This is a genomic window from Mycobacterium sp. NPDC050853 (assembly GCF_040653875.1).
GTDB lineage: Bacteria > Actinomycetota > Actinomycetes > Mycobacteriales > Mycobacteriaceae > Mycobacterium.
In genome coordinates this window covers 114,753-128,918 of sequence record NZ_JBFAGW010000007.1, presented here as the reverse complement: position 1 = coordinate 128,918, position 14,166 = coordinate 114,753, and the positions used below count along the sequence as shown (strand labels likewise).

General features: G+C 64.1%; 16 protein-coding genes and 1 riboswitch. Of the genes, 4 read left to right on the top strand and 12 right to left on the bottom strand.

Features of this window, described 5'->3' with window-relative positions; translation table 11 throughout:
* Nucleotides 1-181: 181 nt before the first annotated feature.
* Nucleotides 182-1,429 (bottom strand): MFS transporter, encoded by a 1,248-nt coding sequence (locus tag AB0H22_RS20755; RefSeq protein WP_358148601.1) that lies wholly within the window; start codon nucleotides 1,427-1,429, stop codon nucleotides 182-184.
* A 90-nt stretch (nucleotides 1,430-1,519) separates the two neighbouring features.
* Here AB0H22_RS20755 and AB0H22_RS20750 point away from each other — a divergent pair, with 90 nt between their 5' ends.
* Together AB0H22_RS20750 and AB0H22_RS20745 are read left to right on the top strand one after the other, a co-directional pair.
* Nucleotides 1,520-2,392, top strand: a complete 873-nt coding sequence (locus AB0H22_RS20750) for a LysR family transcriptional regulator (RefSeq protein ID WP_180749936.1) — start codon at nucleotides 1,520-1,522, stop codon at nucleotides 2,390-2,392.
* Nucleotides 2,393-2,407: 15 nt separating this feature from the next.
* The gene (locus tag AB0H22_RS20745; protein WP_180749935.1) at nucleotides 2,408-3,460 is read left to right on the top strand and encodes a putative nucleotidyltransferase substrate binding domain-containing protein; all 1,053 of its coding nucleotides are present in this window, start codon (nucleotides 2,408-2,410) and stop codon (nucleotides 3,458-3,460) included.
* Nucleotides 3,461-3,472: 12 nt separating this feature from the next.
* Here the strand turns inward: AB0H22_RS20745 and AB0H22_RS20740 are convergent, their stop codons facing one another.
* Together AB0H22_RS20740 and AB0H22_RS20735 are read right to left on the bottom strand one after the other, a co-directional pair.
* A complete protein-coding gene (locus AB0H22_RS20740) occupies nucleotides 3,473-3,838 on the bottom strand; it encodes a VOC family protein (protein WP_255485902.1) in 366 nt (121 codons plus the stop codon).
* An 18-nt stretch (nucleotides 3,839-3,856) separates the two neighbouring features.
* Complete coding sequence (locus AB0H22_RS20735; protein WP_358148598.1) at nucleotides 3,857-4,459, bottom strand: hypothetical protein; 603 nt, start codon at nucleotides 4,457-4,459, stop codon at nucleotides 3,857-3,859.
* Between the two features lie 24 nt (nucleotides 4,460-4,483).
* Between AB0H22_RS20735 and AB0H22_RS20730 the strand changes: the two genes are divergently transcribed.
* Nucleotides 4,484-4,810, top strand: coding sequence for a hypothetical protein (locus tag AB0H22_RS20730; protein WP_358148595.1), 327 nt, complete (start codon nucleotides 4,484-4,486; stop codon nucleotides 4,808-4,810).
* A gap of 27 nt (nucleotides 4,811-4,837) precedes the next feature.
* On the opposite strand, the gene meaB is transcribed toward AB0H22_RS20730, so the two are convergent.
* Genes meaB through mutA form a run of 3 tightly spaced genes read right to left on the bottom strand, consistent with a single transcriptional unit; the run spans nucleotide 4,838 to nucleotide 10,010 of the window.
* On the bottom strand, nucleotides 4,838-5,809 hold the full coding sequence (gene meaB / locus AB0H22_RS20725) for a methylmalonyl Co-A mutase-associated GTPase MeaB (protein ID WP_358148593.1): 972 nt from the start codon (nucleotides 5,807-5,809) through the stop codon (nucleotides 4,838-4,840).
* A 36-nt stretch (nucleotides 5,810-5,845) separates the two neighbouring features.
* Complete coding sequence (scpA, locus tag AB0H22_RS20720) at nucleotides 5,846-8,113, bottom strand: methylmalonyl-CoA mutase (protein WP_358148590.1); 2,268 nt, start codon at nucleotides 8,111-8,113, stop codon at nucleotides 5,846-5,848.
* A gap of 1 nt (nucleotide 8,114) precedes the next feature.
* Nucleotides 8,115-10,010 carry a methylmalonyl-CoA mutase small subunit gene (gene mutA, locus AB0H22_RS20715; RefSeq protein ID WP_358148588.1) on the bottom strand — a complete coding sequence of 632 codons (1,896 nt, stop codon included), beginning with the start codon at nucleotides 10,008-10,010 and terminating at the stop codon, nucleotides 8,115-8,117.
* Nucleotides 10,011-10,192: 182 nt separating this feature from the next.
* On the opposite strand from mutA, the gene AB0H22_RS20710 reads away from it, so the two are divergent.
* Entirely contained in the window at nucleotides 10,193-10,924 is a 732-nt protein-coding gene (locus tag AB0H22_RS20710; protein ID WP_358148586.1) for a TVP38/TMEM64 family protein, read from the top strand.
* On the opposite strand, the gene AB0H22_RS20705 is transcribed toward AB0H22_RS20710, so the two are convergent.
* The 6 genes from AB0H22_RS20705 to AB0H22_RS20680 all read right to left on the bottom strand — a co-directional run bounded on the left by AB0H22_RS20705 (nucleotide 10,921) and on the right by AB0H22_RS20680 (nucleotide 14,105).
* On the bottom strand, nucleotides 10,921-11,298 hold the full coding sequence (locus tag AB0H22_RS20705) for a DoxX family protein (protein WP_180749927.1): 378 nt from the start codon (nucleotides 11,296-11,298) through the stop codon (nucleotides 10,921-10,923). The genes AB0H22_RS20710 and AB0H22_RS20705 overlap by 4 nt on opposite strands.
* Nucleotides 11,295-11,672 (bottom strand): DoxX family protein, encoded by a 378-nt coding sequence (locus tag AB0H22_RS20700; protein ID WP_358148582.1) that lies wholly within the window; start codon nucleotides 11,670-11,672, stop codon nucleotides 11,295-11,297. Before AB0H22_RS20700 ends, AB0H22_RS20705 begins: the two co-directional genes overlap by 4 nt.
* 53 nt (nucleotides 11,673-11,725) lie before the next feature.
* Nucleotides 11,726-11,857: a hypothetical protein gene (locus AB0H22_RS20695; RefSeq protein WP_255485825.1), complete on the bottom strand. Its 132-nt coding sequence runs from the start codon at nucleotides 11,855-11,857 to the stop codon at nucleotides 11,726-11,728.
* Nucleotides 11,858-11,940: 83 nt separating this feature from the next.
* On the bottom strand, nucleotides 11,941-12,078 hold the full coding sequence (locus tag AB0H22_RS20690; protein ID WP_180749925.1) for a hypothetical protein: 138 nt from the start codon (nucleotides 12,076-12,078) through the stop codon (nucleotides 11,941-11,943).
* Between the two features lie 233 nt (nucleotides 12,079-12,311).
* Nucleotides 12,312-12,480, bottom strand: a riboswitch (M-box (ykoK) riboswitch).
* 11 nt (nucleotides 12,481-12,491) lie between these two features.
* Nucleotides 12,492-13,649, bottom strand: coding sequence for an SPFH domain-containing protein (locus AB0H22_RS20685; RefSeq protein ID WP_180749924.1), 1,158 nt, complete (start codon nucleotides 13,647-13,649; stop codon nucleotides 12,492-12,494).
* Nucleotides 13,650-13,679: 30 nt separating this feature from the next.
* Nucleotides 13,680-14,105, bottom strand: coding sequence for an NfeD family protein (locus tag AB0H22_RS20680; protein ID WP_180749923.1), 426 nt, complete (start codon nucleotides 14,103-14,105; stop codon nucleotides 13,680-13,682).
* Between the last annotated feature and the right edge of the window lie 61 nt (nucleotides 14,106-14,166).

The following is a 14,166-nucleotide window of genomic DNA, read 5'->3' as shown; positions in this document are numbered from 1 at the left end:
AGACGCCGTCGGCGTACCTCCGCGGTACCACCCCGCTTGCCCTGCGATGTACAGCGGGGCCGCTTGTTCTGGCTGTGACGGGCCTACCCGTCCGGTTCTACTGGGTTATCCGCGCTCGGCACGGAACTTTTCTTCCGGAGACTCCCCGGTGATGGCCGGATCGATGTCTGTGGTGGCAATTCTATTCGGGTGTGTTGATATGGCCAAACCGGTTTCGAAGCACCATTACCGCCGCCAGGACCAGGGCAAGCGTCAACAAGGCACCGACGAAGGCCACCGTCATCGGCCATCCCCCGGCTTGGTACGCCAGTCCGCCCGCGGCACCCGCCACTGAGCTGCCCAGGTAGTAGCTGAACAGGTAGAGCGCCGATGCCTCGGCACGATCGCGCTGCGCGACGGCGCCGACCCACCCGCTGGCGACAGTATGGGCACCGAAAAACCCTGCCGTGAAGATGCCAACCCCGATGATCACCGTGATCAACGAGTTCGGAATCGTCAGCGCAAGCCCCACGGCGGTGACGGCGACCGCACCGATCAAGACCAGTCCACGACCCCGCCGGTCCGCCAGCCGTCCGGCCATCGCCGACGACACCGTTCCGGCGAGGTACAGCAGGAACAACAGCCCTGCGATCGCCGTAGGAAGCCCGAACGGAGCCGCAACAAGCCGATAGCCCAGGTAGTTGTACACGGTGACGAACCCACCCATGAGCAGGAATCCGAGACCGAACATGATGAGCAGGACCGGGTTTCGCAGGTGTGTACCGAGAATCCGCACCGTGGTACCCACCCTGACGCTCTTGGGCACGAAGAACTGCGACCGCGGAAGCAGCACGGCGAAAAGCACCGTGCACACCAAAGTCATTACCCCGCTGCCCAGTAACGCAATGCGCCAGTTGCTCACGTCTAGCACCGAGGACGCCACCAGCCGCCCGGCGAGCCCGCCCACCGTGGTTCCTGCGACATATCTGCCCATCGCCGAGCCGAGCGAACCCGGATGCACCTCCTCTGCCAGGAACGCCATGGCTACTGCCGGAATCCCAGCGAGTGCAACACCTTCGGCGGCACGCCCCACCAGCAGCACCGTGAAGTTGGGGCTCGCGGGCAGCAACAGCCCGATGATCGTGGTGGCGATCGCCGAAACCAGCATCACCCGCGTACGCCCGAACCGTTCCGAGAGCGCACTTGCCGGAATGATCGACAGCGCGAGCATCCCGGTGGTCACCGAGACCGTCAGCGCGGCGGCCGCAGGGGCGACTCCCAGATCCGCAGAAAGCGCCGGGAGCACAGCCTGCGCCCCGTAGAGAGCCGCGAAGGTCGCCAACCCGGCGGCGAAGAGCGCCCCGGTGAGACGTCGATATCCAGGAGTCCCCGTCAGGTGAGGCGTGGGACGTGCACCGGAGATCGCCGGGGTGCTCGTCCTTATCGCCATGGATTGAGATGCTGCCCCGAACAGGCATATTGCGGAAATGAGTATTCTATCGATTTATAATTCATCTAACACATAAAGCGAGGTGACAGCATGACCGACGGCGACTACGAGTGGTACATCACACTCGCCGAGCGACAAAACGTCACCGCGGCCGCCGAGCAGCTCCAACTCGCCCAGCCCACGCTCACCCGAATGCTGGCCAGATTGGAGCGTCGGCTTGGCGTTCAACTCTTCGACCGGCACGGTAAGCGGCTCACGTTGAACCCGTCCGGGCGGATCTTCTATCAGCACGCCCGGCGCGCCCAGATGGAACTGGACTCAGCTCGTCGAACCATCAACGACCTCGCCAACCCCGCCGAGGGTGAGATTCGGCTCGGGTTCCTGCACACCTTCGGGCCCACGCTGGTCGCCGGTCTGATCGCGGGGTTCGCCACGACGTCGCCACACGTGCGGTTCGTCCTGGAGCAGGGCGCGGCGGGCAGCCTCGACGACCTCGTCGTGAACGGCGATCTCGATGTCGCGATCGTCTCACCCCGTCCTCGTCGCCCGAATCTTGGCTGGCGCAACCTCTTCCGGCAACGTCTCGGGGTCGCCGTACCGGCCGATCATCGGCTGTCACGCGCCGAAGAGGTATCGATGCTCGATCTTGCCGATGAGTCGTTCATCGGCATGCATCCCGGTTTCGGTATGCGTCGGATCCTCGAAGAGCTTTGCGCCGCTGCTCAATTCCAGCCGCGCATCGTTCTCGAATCGAGCAATCTAACGACGGTGGCAGGCCTGGTCGCGGCCGGGCTCGGCATCACTGTGCTCCCTGTCGACGACAGCGCCTACCCGCCAGAGCTCAGGATGCTGCGCCTCCTGGATGCCGACGCCCACCGGGATGTCGGCATCATCTGGAGTTCCGGGCAGCCGCTCTCGCGCCCGGTCCGGGATTTCATATCCCACGCCATTGCGTCGACATAAGTAAGAATCATCTCCATGCCCGCCGACGTGCCGCCCGAGAACGGGATCGCCGAGGTCATTGCGCAGATCGATACGGCTGATGACGAAGCGGCGTTCTGCACGGCGTTGGGGGCGGCGCGGATGGTGATTGCGCTTGAGGTGCGGGCACGCACACCCGAACTTGCCCTTGCGGCCGCCTGGTCTGAGGCGTTGCGGCACAGTGTTCGCACGGCGGCCCGACTGGTCACCGATGGGATGAACCCAGGCTGGACCTGGTTCGTATCCGGAAGTGTGGCGCGCGGTGAGGCGGCACCCGGCTCCGATATCGAAACGCTGATCGCCGTCGACGACTCGGTGGACGCCGACGGCAAGACCCACATCATGGATCTGGCTGCGCGCGTGCACGCCATGCTCGAACGCGGCGGCGTCGGCAGCGATTCCAACGGAGTCCTGGCCAGCCGAGGTCGATTCTGCCGCCGGACCACCAGCTGGTCCGAAGGAATCGAGCGCTGGTGCGCCAACCCGCCTGAAGACCGCGGGGTTGTGATGGCGGGGCTGATGGCCGACTCCCAAGGAGTCGGCAATGAATCATCGATATCGGACAACGCCCTTCGTGCCGAAAATGCCCGCTGCGCACACCGCCACTACCCCATCCGGCTGGCCATGCTCCAAGATGCGGTGGCCGTGCGTGCCGGATTCCCCTCGCGGCTAAGGATATTCGCCACCCAATCCGATACCGTCGACCTCAAGGTCGCCGCGATCGACCCGGTGGTCAAGATGGCCCGCTGGGCGGCACTGTCCGCGGGATCGGAGGCGCTCTCAACGCTGGACCGTCTCGATACCGCCTCTGCTGCCAATGTTCTGGACACCGATGACGCCTCGACACTGCGGGAATGCTTCAGCTGGCTGCTGCGATTCCGGTGGCGGTCACGTGCCACGGCGTGGCAGGACGGACAGCACATGTCCGATACCGTCTCGCTGTCAGCCCTGGCGCCGCAGGAACGTGCCGTGCTGCGCAACATCGCCCGCGAGATCGCCGGGATCCGACGCAAGCTGATCTACCTGTCGTCGACATCCTCGTTCCAGTAATCGGGTGGTCCGTTACATGTCGCTGACGGCGATCCGGTTTCCTTCGCTGTCGGAAAATTCGGCGACAACCTGGCCATCCGCCAACTTCGTCGGGGGATACAACTCTCGTGAGCCATTCTCGATAGCGCGCGCCAGCGCACCTTCGACACTCGGCACCGAAATGTAAACCCGGATGCCGTCTACGGAAGGCACATACGAGGCGCCCTGCATCAGCGCGATGACGGCGCCCTCTGCTTCTGCCGTGTCATCGAGAAGGCACGCCGGGTGGCCATCGATCACGGTATGCCTGCTCGTCACATCGAAGACGTTCGTGTAGAAGGCAGCTGCTCGGTGGATATCTGTAACGGGTACCTCAACGTATGTCACCCGCGCCCGCATCGCACCCACGGCCCTAACTTAGTCCCGGCCGGCTTGTCGATCGAATAACCGGTCATACCAACGCATTGCCCAGCGAGCATCGCCGACTGCCGTATGCCGTTGACCCGCGCCCGGAAGTTTCACACCGTATTGGACAGAGAGGTTGGAGTAGTCGGCGTCGGGCACCAATCCGCGCTCGCGGATCCGTGCTGTGGTGAGGGCGACCACATCGACAAGAGCAGGCTGCCACGTGGGGCTGACTTCCTGGCGGAGAAACATCTGCGTCAAACACTCAGCATCAAACTGAGGTATTACCCCGACAATGGTCGCTCCCGCCGTCCATTCCCGGACCAGCGACACCGCCTCGTCCGCGCGAAAGACGCGCGGGAACTGCAGGGGCCTAAGCCGAACTTGCGGATGACGCTTGTGGAAACCGCTGATCTGAAGCCCCGCCGGATCCGCGGAAGCCAGATCTAAATCCCGGACGTCTACACACAAGTGCAACTGCCGTTGTCCAGCATCCGTGCGACGGATAATCGCTATTTCCCATGGCTCGCGCTCTCGGTGCAGCCCGGTGGTCTCGGTGTCGAGAAAGACCAACGGGCTTGAAGATTCACCTCGTTCACGTGCATCACCAGCCATACGGAACGTAGTGTCGCACATCGGGTGATCGGATTAGGCGTGTCCTTCGAGGATCCGGACGGCACATTCGTGGTCCTCAACTATGGGTCTGCAGAGGCATTGGAGACTGGAGTCCTGCTCGCCGTTGAGCATTGGGACAAAATCTCCGGATACGCCTGCCGCGGACCGGCAAATGGGTTCCGCATCGCCTTCCATGCCGCCGACGTCCCTGCCGCGTATGAAAATGCGATCGCAGCAGGCGCAGCCGGCGTGCTAGATCCGGTATACCGTTCGTGGAATCAATGGGTTGCCGCAGTTCGAGACCCTAACGGCGCGATTATCGAGATCGCTGGCCCCACCGAGTACAAATAAACGCGGGCGCCCGGTTGAGCGATGCGCTTACGGACCGAGCGACAGAATCCGCTCGGCGGCCAGCACGGGCGTCAACGTGCCATCGCGAACTTGTTGTTCGATGTCGGCCCGCATCGTCTTGACGCCTGGTGCGTTGAGCACCCGGTCGAGCACCGCGTGCCGCACCATCGCCCACATCCAGTCCACCTGCTGCCGGCGCCGTTTGGCCTCGAACTCCCCTGCCTCCGCCAACACATCCCGGTGCCGCAGCACGGTGTCCCACATCTCGGACACCCCGGCGTTCTCCAGCGCACTCATGGTGAGAACCGGTGGGCGCCACAAGGTGTCGTGCGGGTAGATCAGACGGAGTGCCCCCGACAGTTCCCGCGCGGCCTTCTGGGCCTCGATGGTGTGCGCACCATCGGCCTTGTTCACCACGACGATATCGGCGAGCTCCAGCACGCCCTTCTTGATGCCTTGTAACTGATCACCGGTGCGTGCCAACGTCAGAAACACAAAGGTGTCAACCATGTTGGCGACCGTGACCTCGGACTGCCCAACGCCCACGGTTTCGATGAGGATGACATCGAACCCGGCCGCCTCCAGCAATACCACCGTCTCGCGGGTCGCCTTGGCCACGCCGCCCAGCGTCCCCGAGGTAGGCGATGGCCGGATGTACGCATCGGGATGCACCGAGAGCCGACCCATCCGGGTCTTATCACCGAGGATCGATCCGCCGGTGCGGGTGGACGACGGGTCAACCGCCAGTACGGCCACCCGGTGCCCCTGTTCGATGAGGTACATACCGAGGGCTTCGATCGTGGTCGACTTCCCCACGCCCGGCACGCCGGTGATCCCTACGCGCAGCGCTTCCCCGGCATCGGGAGACATTGCCAGCAGTAACTGCTGGGCCTGCGCGCGGTGGTCCGGGCGGGTCGATTCGACCAAGGTGATAGCCCGGGCGAGCCCCGAGCGGTCGCCCGAACGAATCGCCGCGGCTAGATCATCAGGTGCTGACATCAGGCCAGCCTCAACGGTCTTCGTGCAAGCGGCTCATCAAAGGTCGTACCCGAGCCGATCAGCAAGCTTGTGTAACAAGCCAATTGCCGCCTCGGAGATAACGGTGCCCGGTGGGAAGATGGCCGCGGCGCCGGCCGCGTACAGCTCGTCGAAATCACCGGGCGGGATGACGCCGCCGACAACGATCATGATGTCCGGGCGCCCCACCTCTGCCAGCGCCTCACGCAGTGCCGGTACGAGGGTGAGGTGGCCCGCCGCCAGCGAGGACACACCAACCACGTGCACGTCGTTATCGGCCGCCTGGCGCGCAACTTCCTCGGGCGTCTGGAACAGCGGACCCACGTCGACATCGAAACCGATATCGGCAAAGGCCGTTGCGATCACCTTCTGCCCGCGGTCATGCCCGTCCTGCCCCATCTTGGCGACCAGCACACGGGGCCGGCGGCCATCGGCGTCGGCGAACTTTTGCACCAGCTCGGTCGCTTGCGTCACGCTGCTAACGGCGCCGCCCCTTCCCACCTCGTCGCGGTATACCCCGCTGATGGTACGGATTTCGGCCTGGTGCCGCCCATAGACCTTCTCCAGCGCGTCGGAGATCTCCCCGACGGTCGCTTTGTGGCGGGCGGCGTTGATGGCCAGCGCCATCAGGTTGTTACCCATTCCGTCTTCGCCGGCATGACCGGAATCGTCTGCCGCCCGGGTCAACTCCGCCAGGGCAGCCTGTACGGCATCGTTGTCGCGCTCGGCGCGCAGCTGCTGCAACTTGGCAAGCTGCTCGGTGCGCACGCGCGAGTTCTCGACCTTGAGGACCTCGATCTGCTGGTCCTCGGCCACCTGGTACTTGTTGACGCCGATCACCGGCTGGCGGCCCGAGTCGATACGCGCCTGGGTACGCGCGGCGGCCTCTTCAATGCGAAGTTTCGGGATGCCCTGATCGATGGCCTGCGCCATACCGCCGGCCTCGGTGACCTCCCGAATGTGCTCACGCGCACGGGAAGCGAGCTGGTGCGTCAGCCATTCCACGTAATACGAGCCACCCCAGGGGTCGATCGGACGACACGTACCGGACTCTTGCTGGATGAGTAGCTGAGTGTTGCGGGCGATGCGCGCCGAGAAGTCGGTGGGCAACGCCAGCGCCTCGTCGAGTGCATTGGTATGCAGCGACTGGGTGTGTCCCTGGGTCGCGGCCATCGCTTCGATGCACGTGCGTGCCACGTTGTTGAATACATCCTGCGCGGTGAGCGACCAGCCGGAGGTCTGTGAATGTGTGCGCAGGGACTGCGATTTGGCGCTCTTCGGATCAAACTGCGCGACCAGCTCGCTCCACAGCAAGCGCCCGGCACGCAGCTTGGCCACCTCCATGAAGAAGTTCATGCCGATAGCCCAGAAGAACGACAGACGCGGGGCGAAGACGTCGATGCCCAGGCCCCCCTCCAACCCGGCCTTGATGTACTCGACACCGTCGGCGAGGGTATACGCCAGCTCCAGATCTGCTGTGGCACCGGCTTCTTGGATGTGATAACCCGAGATCGAGATCGAGTTGAACTTCGGCATCTTGGCACTGGTGTAGGAGAAGATGTCCGAGATGATCCGCATCGACGGCTTCGGCGGGTAGATGTAGGTGTTGCGAACCATGAACTCTTTGAGGATGTCGTTCTGGATGGTCCCGGCCAGCTGTTGTGGCGAGACACCTTGTTCCTCGGCAGCCACCACATAGAGCGCCAGAATCGGCAGTACCGCGCCGTTCATGGTCATCGACACCGACACCGAGCCCAAATCGATACCGTCGAAGAGCTGACGCATATCGAGGATGGAATCGATGGCCACACCGGCCATTCCGACGTCGCCCTGCACGCGCGGATGATCCGAGTCGTATCCACGGTGAGTCGCCAGATCGAACGCCACCGAGAGACCCTTCTGGCCCGCGGCAAGGTTTCGGCGGTAAAACGCGTTGGATTCGGCGGCGGTCGAGAAACCCGCGTACTGGCGGATGGTCCACGGCTGATTGACGTACATAGTCGGGTACGGACCGCGCAGGAACGGCACCTGGCCCGGGAAGGTATCCAATGGATATCCCTCGGCGCGCACGGCTTCTCGGTCCGCGGCGGTATAGATCGGTTTGACGGTGATCGCCTCGGGCGTCTCCCAGTCCAACTGTTCCGGTGTGTACCCGTGAGCATCGGCGGCAGCCGCCACCGCGGCATCGACGGCGCCGGTATCTGGCACCGTGGGCGCGCCGTCACCGTGCAATGGCACGTCGGCGAAGCTGCCCAAAATATCAGCGGATGCAGCGAGGTCAGTCATGTCACGCTCCCAACTTGGCCAGCATGGCCGAAAGCACTTCGACAGCATTGATTTTCATGGTCAGATAGCCATCGGGTCGCGACGCCTCTGCCACCTCCGCGACGGCCTTCTCCGGCCCCGCGAGATAGATGTCCGTGACGCCGGCCACCTTGGCCGCGTCGACGACAGCACCTGCTTCGGTGGCGTATCGGGCATCGGTTCCGCAGATGACCGCGATGCTCGCCTGCGTCTCGGCGACCGCCTTCGCCACCGACCCGACATCCAGGGTGCCGGGGTTAACGGCCTCGATACCTCCCGACGCCAACAGGTTCGACGCGAACGTAGTCCGCACATTGTGCTCAGCCAAGGGGCCCACCGGAAGCAGCAGTGCCACGGGACGCGCACCCGAAGAGGCCAAGAACGCGTCCGAGCGATCGCGTAGTGCCTCGAAGTCGGCCGCGTAGCGGAACGTTGAGTCGGTTGCGCGAAGAGCATTAGACGAGCCGGCGGCAGAATGCTGCGGCAGCGGCTCCTCTGCCAGGTTCGGGAACTCGTTCACACCCGTGACCGCGCTACGCCGATGCGCGATATCGTCGGCGCGCTGGGCGCGCGTCGCGGCGACGCGTTCCCGAATCAAGTCGGCGGCCGCCTGGAAACCGCCCACACCCTCGATCTCGGTGAACAGCGACCATGCCTGCTGTGCAAGGGTTTCCGTGAGGTCTTCGATGTACCAGGAGCCGCCGCCGGGGTCAAGAACCCGTCCGACATGGGACTCCTCGATGAGCAGCAGCTGGGTGTTTCGGGCAATCCGCGCGGCGAACGCCGGAGATGCCGAGGCCAGTCCACCGGCGATTGCGTCGTCGAACTGCCGGACCCGCACACTGTCCGCGCCACCCACCCCGGCCCCGAAGGCCGCAAGGGTGGTGCGCAGCATGTTCACCCACGGGTCGCGTTGAGCCATCATCGGTTCGGAGGTCACCGCGTGCATGACGGCGCCACCGTGCTCCGGCGCGCCCGCCACCTCGGCGACCCTGGCCCAGAGCACCCGGGCGGCGCGGAATTTCGCGATCGACAGGAACTGGTCGTCGGTCGCGGCGAAGCGGAAGCTGATCTGCCGCAGTGCTTCCGCGATGTTTAGACCGGCGTTCTGCAGCAGACGCAAGTACGCGACCCCGGCGGCCACCGCGACCGCGAGTTCCTGGCTGTCGCTTGCTCCCAATTCGTGCGCGATCGTCCCGTCGACGGTGATCGCACGAATCTGCTCGGCCCGTGCACTTCCCTGCCGGGCCAGCGCCACCGCCTCATCGACCGATACGCCGGAACGGCCGGAGAACGAATCACCGAGCGGATCGGCCCCGAGGTCGATAACAACCCCGTCGGCATTTCCCTCATGGGCATCCAGGACCGCAAAGATCGCCTCGGCCACCCCGGCCAGCTCGGCGCCGGCCTCCACCTGAATGGGCGCCAAGTCGAGGTATACCTCCTGCAGCGCACGTCCCACCGCCTCGGGCCGAAGGCCGGCCAGCACGATCGCGCTGGCGCCCTGCCCCAGCGCATCGAGAATGGCCTCGTTGACGGCGGCCGCATCGATGCTGCCTGAACCGTCAAAGCGTTCGGCGACCTTCCACCCGCTGGTCACATCGCGACGTGGATCGCCACCGCGTACAAACGGCCACTGTCCGGGCAACGAGGGCTCGGGACGCTCATCCAATGCCGTGTACAGCGGACGGATCGCGATCCCGTCATACGTGGGCGAGTCGAGCAGGCGCTCGGGGTCGGCGGGCAGATCCTCGACCGCCTTGCGGGTGGTCTTGGCCAAAACCCCGGCGACGTTCTTCTGCCATCGCGCGAAGTCGCGCTGGATCTCGGGTACCTCAACAGCGCTCGACCCTCTTCGCGCAAGCGGCTCATCGGTCACAAAACTGCTCCCTGCTGCTCGTCGACGAGCCACATATATGGCACTCCATGCCGAAATGCCTATCACACTTACTCATCAGGCTAAATGACGCCATCTGCTACTGCCCAGTACGGGGGCGTGGACACCGCTGCCCCCGTGTCCTACCCCCCGTCGTTCATCGGGGCTCCGTAGGCTTGATGATCATGGGATACCGGCAGGTCTTGCGCGCAGGCGTCGCGGCGGTGCGACGGATCCCGCGACGCCAGTTGCTCTGGACCGGTGTGGCCATTCTTATTGTGGCCGCAACCCTGCTGTTCCTTCCGCTGCCCACCGCCCTACAGATGCGGGATTGGGCCCGCCAGCTGGGCCCGTGGTTCCCACTCGCCTTCCTCGGAGCGCACACGATCGTGACGGTGCTGCCATTCCCGCGCACTGCCTTCACTCTGGCCGCCGGACTGCTGTTCGGAACGCAGCTCGGCGTCCTGCTTGCCGTCGTCGCCAGTACCGCGAGCGCGGTACTGGCGCTGTGGGGCGTGCGGGCGCTGGGATGGAAGCTCAGCGCGCTGCATCACCGTCCGGCGGTGAAGAATGTGGACGACCAATTGCGCCTCCGCGGATGGATCGCGGTGATGTCGATGCGGCTCATTCCGGCCGTACCGTTCTCGGTTCTCAATTACGCGGCCGGCGCCTCCGCGGTGCGGGTGGTGCCGTACACGCTGGCCAGCTTCATCGGCCTGCTCCCGGGCACTCTCGCAGTCGTCGTACTCGGCGACGCGCTCACCGGCCACATCAGTCCGACGCTCTTCGCGGTCTCGCTGGCCACTTCCATGATCGGCGTGCTGGGCATCCTCTACGAGATCCGTCGGTACAAGCGCACTCATATCGAGATCCCCAGTGCCGAAACCTCCGACGAACCAGAACGGGTCGGCGGCTAGGCCCGCGTCGAGTCCCGCTCTTTAAATCCCTTGCCGGCAAGGACCGCGAACCACATCAGTAGTCCCGCCGCTGGAAGGGCGTTGAGCACCTTGTCGCGGACACGGATATGTGCGCCGACCGCCAGCGTGAAATACACGGCCAGCATGAACGCCGTCAGTCGGCCCAACGCAGGCCACCGGATGCCGCCGACGAGCCCCACCGCCGAGGCCGACTTAACGACCGGCAGGACCCACCAGATCCGTTGTGGCAGACCCACTTTCTCCAAGGATTGTTTGATGGGCCCGCTCGGGCGGACGCACACCGCAGCATCCGCGGCTTGGATGGCCGCCAGCGCGGCCAGTACCTTGGGATTCGCCAAAAGCCGCTCCGTCATGATGATTTCGCCGCCAACCCCTTGGCCCCCTTGGCCGCCAACACGCCGTAGGTGGCGAGCAGCGTCGACGCCGACACCGCGTTTAAGCCGATATCGCGCACCCGCAGGTGCGCACCGACGGCCAGGCTGAAATAGATGGTGAGCATGACCAGTGTCAGCTTGGCCAGCCATGGGACCCGGATACCACCCAGCAGCCCGACCGCGGATGCGGCCTTGATCGGCGCGAAGATCCAGCGGTTCCGCTGTGGGTAACGCACGTCATCGAGGCATTTGGCCACATAAGGAACCGGCTGAACACATATGGCGGCATCGACAGCCTGAAATGCGGCCAGCAGCGCTAAGACCCGGGGAGATGCAAAAGCGTCATTGCTCATCACTCCAGTGAACCACTACTACACCACGTAGTCGATGGGTTGACCGATTCTCGCTAGCGAGGCGCGTGGGCGCCGAGGGACGCGGAGATGACGGCCAATGGTGACAGGGCCAGCTGCATGTTGGCACGCTCCTGCGGAGTCAATTGACGCCGTTCCCAGAAGCGACGTAACGCGCGAATACTCATGCATCCATGAGACGCGGTCGCGCCGACGGAATCCAGCGCGACCGCGTCTTCTAGACACTTTCATTACGAGCTCGAGGCCTGCCTTAACGCGGCGGATGCGCGCCGAGAGAAGCCGAGACCACAGCCAACGGCGAGTAGGTCAGTTGCATGTTGGCCCGCTCCTGCGGGGTCAGCCGGCGCCGGCCCCAAAAACGACGTACTGCTCCAATGGTCAAGCTCATGATCGGACTCCTTTTCGTGGGAGCCGCCGACCCGGCACACGCCAAATGAATTGGTTACGTGAAGAATTCACCGATAAGGGATGGCAGGGTGGGCGGCATCGATTGTCTAGCCGGACTATCGCCAGGTTTCACTTCGTGCCTCACCTCCTTGCCTCCAGGACGCACGCGGGCGTCATCAATCGGCGCAACGACCATGTGTGAGAGAGACTGCCCGAACGGTGATATCCGTTGGGCGCGCACCTCTCTCGACAGGGCTTCGGCACTGCGCGACGTGTCCGTATCCGGAAGCCACTTTGGGTCATCCCTTAGTCCGGGAAGACCTGTCCTAACCTTGGGCGTCTCTCGACGTCGTCAGATCAGTGGCCTGTGTTCGCGCAGGAGCCTCACCTAGCAAGGTGCTGAACCGACTGCCATCATACCCCGGGAAGCCCATGGCGGCTTGCGGGGTCGATCACTGGATCCACCGCCGCGATTTCCTTGGCCGCGGATTGCGCCGCGGCAACTGCTGCAGCGACTTCGGGGGTAGTCCTGGAATCGAACCACCCGGCGACCTCGTCGGAGTCATCCTCGGGGCGCTCGTTTGGTTCGGCGTCAGCCGGCGACGGCTGATAGCGGAATACGCCGTCCTCCCCCGGCGCACCCAACAGCTTGGTGAATCCCTGTAGCGCGGAACCGAAGTCGCTGGGGATAAGCCATACCTTGTTGGCTTCACCCTGGGCCATCTTCGGCAGTGTCTGTATGTACTGGTACGCCAACAACTCTGGCGTGGGCTTACCAGATTTTACTGCGGCAAAGACCTTTTCGATGGCCTTGGCCTGACCCTGCGCCTGCAGATACTGGGCGGCACGCTCACCTTCGGCACGCAGAATGCGGGACTGGCGTTCACCTTCGGCGGCCAGGATCACGGATTGTCGGGCACCTTCAGCGGCGAGGATCTGTGACTGCTTCTGCCCCTCAGCCGACAGGATCGCCGCTTGTCGGGCACCTTCGGCAGAGAGAATCATCGCCCGCTTCTCACGGTCGGCCTTCATCTGCTTTTCCATCGATTCCTGCACCGACGGCGGCGGATCGATGGATCGCAGCTCGACCCGCGCCACCCGCAGGCCCCAGCGGCCGGTGGCTTCGTCGAGCACACCACGCAGCTGACCGTTGATCTGATCGCGTGAGGTCAGCGTCTGCTCCAGGGTCATACCACCGACCACGTTGCGCAGGGTGGTAGTGGTGAGCTGCTCGACGCCGACGATGTAGTTACTGATCTCGTACACCGCGGCCTGCGGGTTGGTGACCTGGAAATAGACCACAGTGTCAATATTCACCGTCAGGTTGTCCTCGGTAATCACCGGTTGCGGCGGGAAGGACACCACCCGTTCGCGCAGATCAACCTTGGCCCGGATCCGGTCGACGAACGGCACCAAGATGGTCAACTGCCCGCTCACGGTCTTCGAATACCGCCCTAGACGCTCGACAACCGCGGCCTCGGCCTGCGGGACGAGTGCCACGGACTTCAGCACGATGGTGACACCCAGGATGATCAAGACGATCAGCACAAAGGCTCCGGCAGCTACTCCCATACCCGTTCTCTCCTCACTGAGATTCTTGCGCTAGATCTTCTCGACAACCGCGGTGGCACCGTCGATCTGAACGACCGTCACCGTCTCTCCCTGATCGAATCGACCTGATTTCTCCAGGCTACGAGCCGACCACACCTCACCACCCAGTCGTACCAGCCCATGGACGTCGTCGACGGGTTCAATCACAATGGCGCTCTTGCCCTCCAATGCCCTGGCGTTGGTGTGCAGGATGGGGCCGGCGGTGAGCCGCTTGCGCAAAGCAGGCCGCACACCGACCAGCAGCACCAACGCACTGATGACGAAGACCAGCCCCTCCGCCCACAGCGGCATGTCGAATACCCACCCGGCACCGGCCGTGACCAGGGCCGAACCGCCCAGCATCAACAGGAACATGTCACCTGTCATCAGCTCGGCGGCCGCGAGCAGGATGCCCGCGACGAGCCACACAATCGGCATGTGTCCACATTAGCCCGCGTGGGCAACTGGTGGGGGCGGATGCGGCGCCTTACACTGCCAA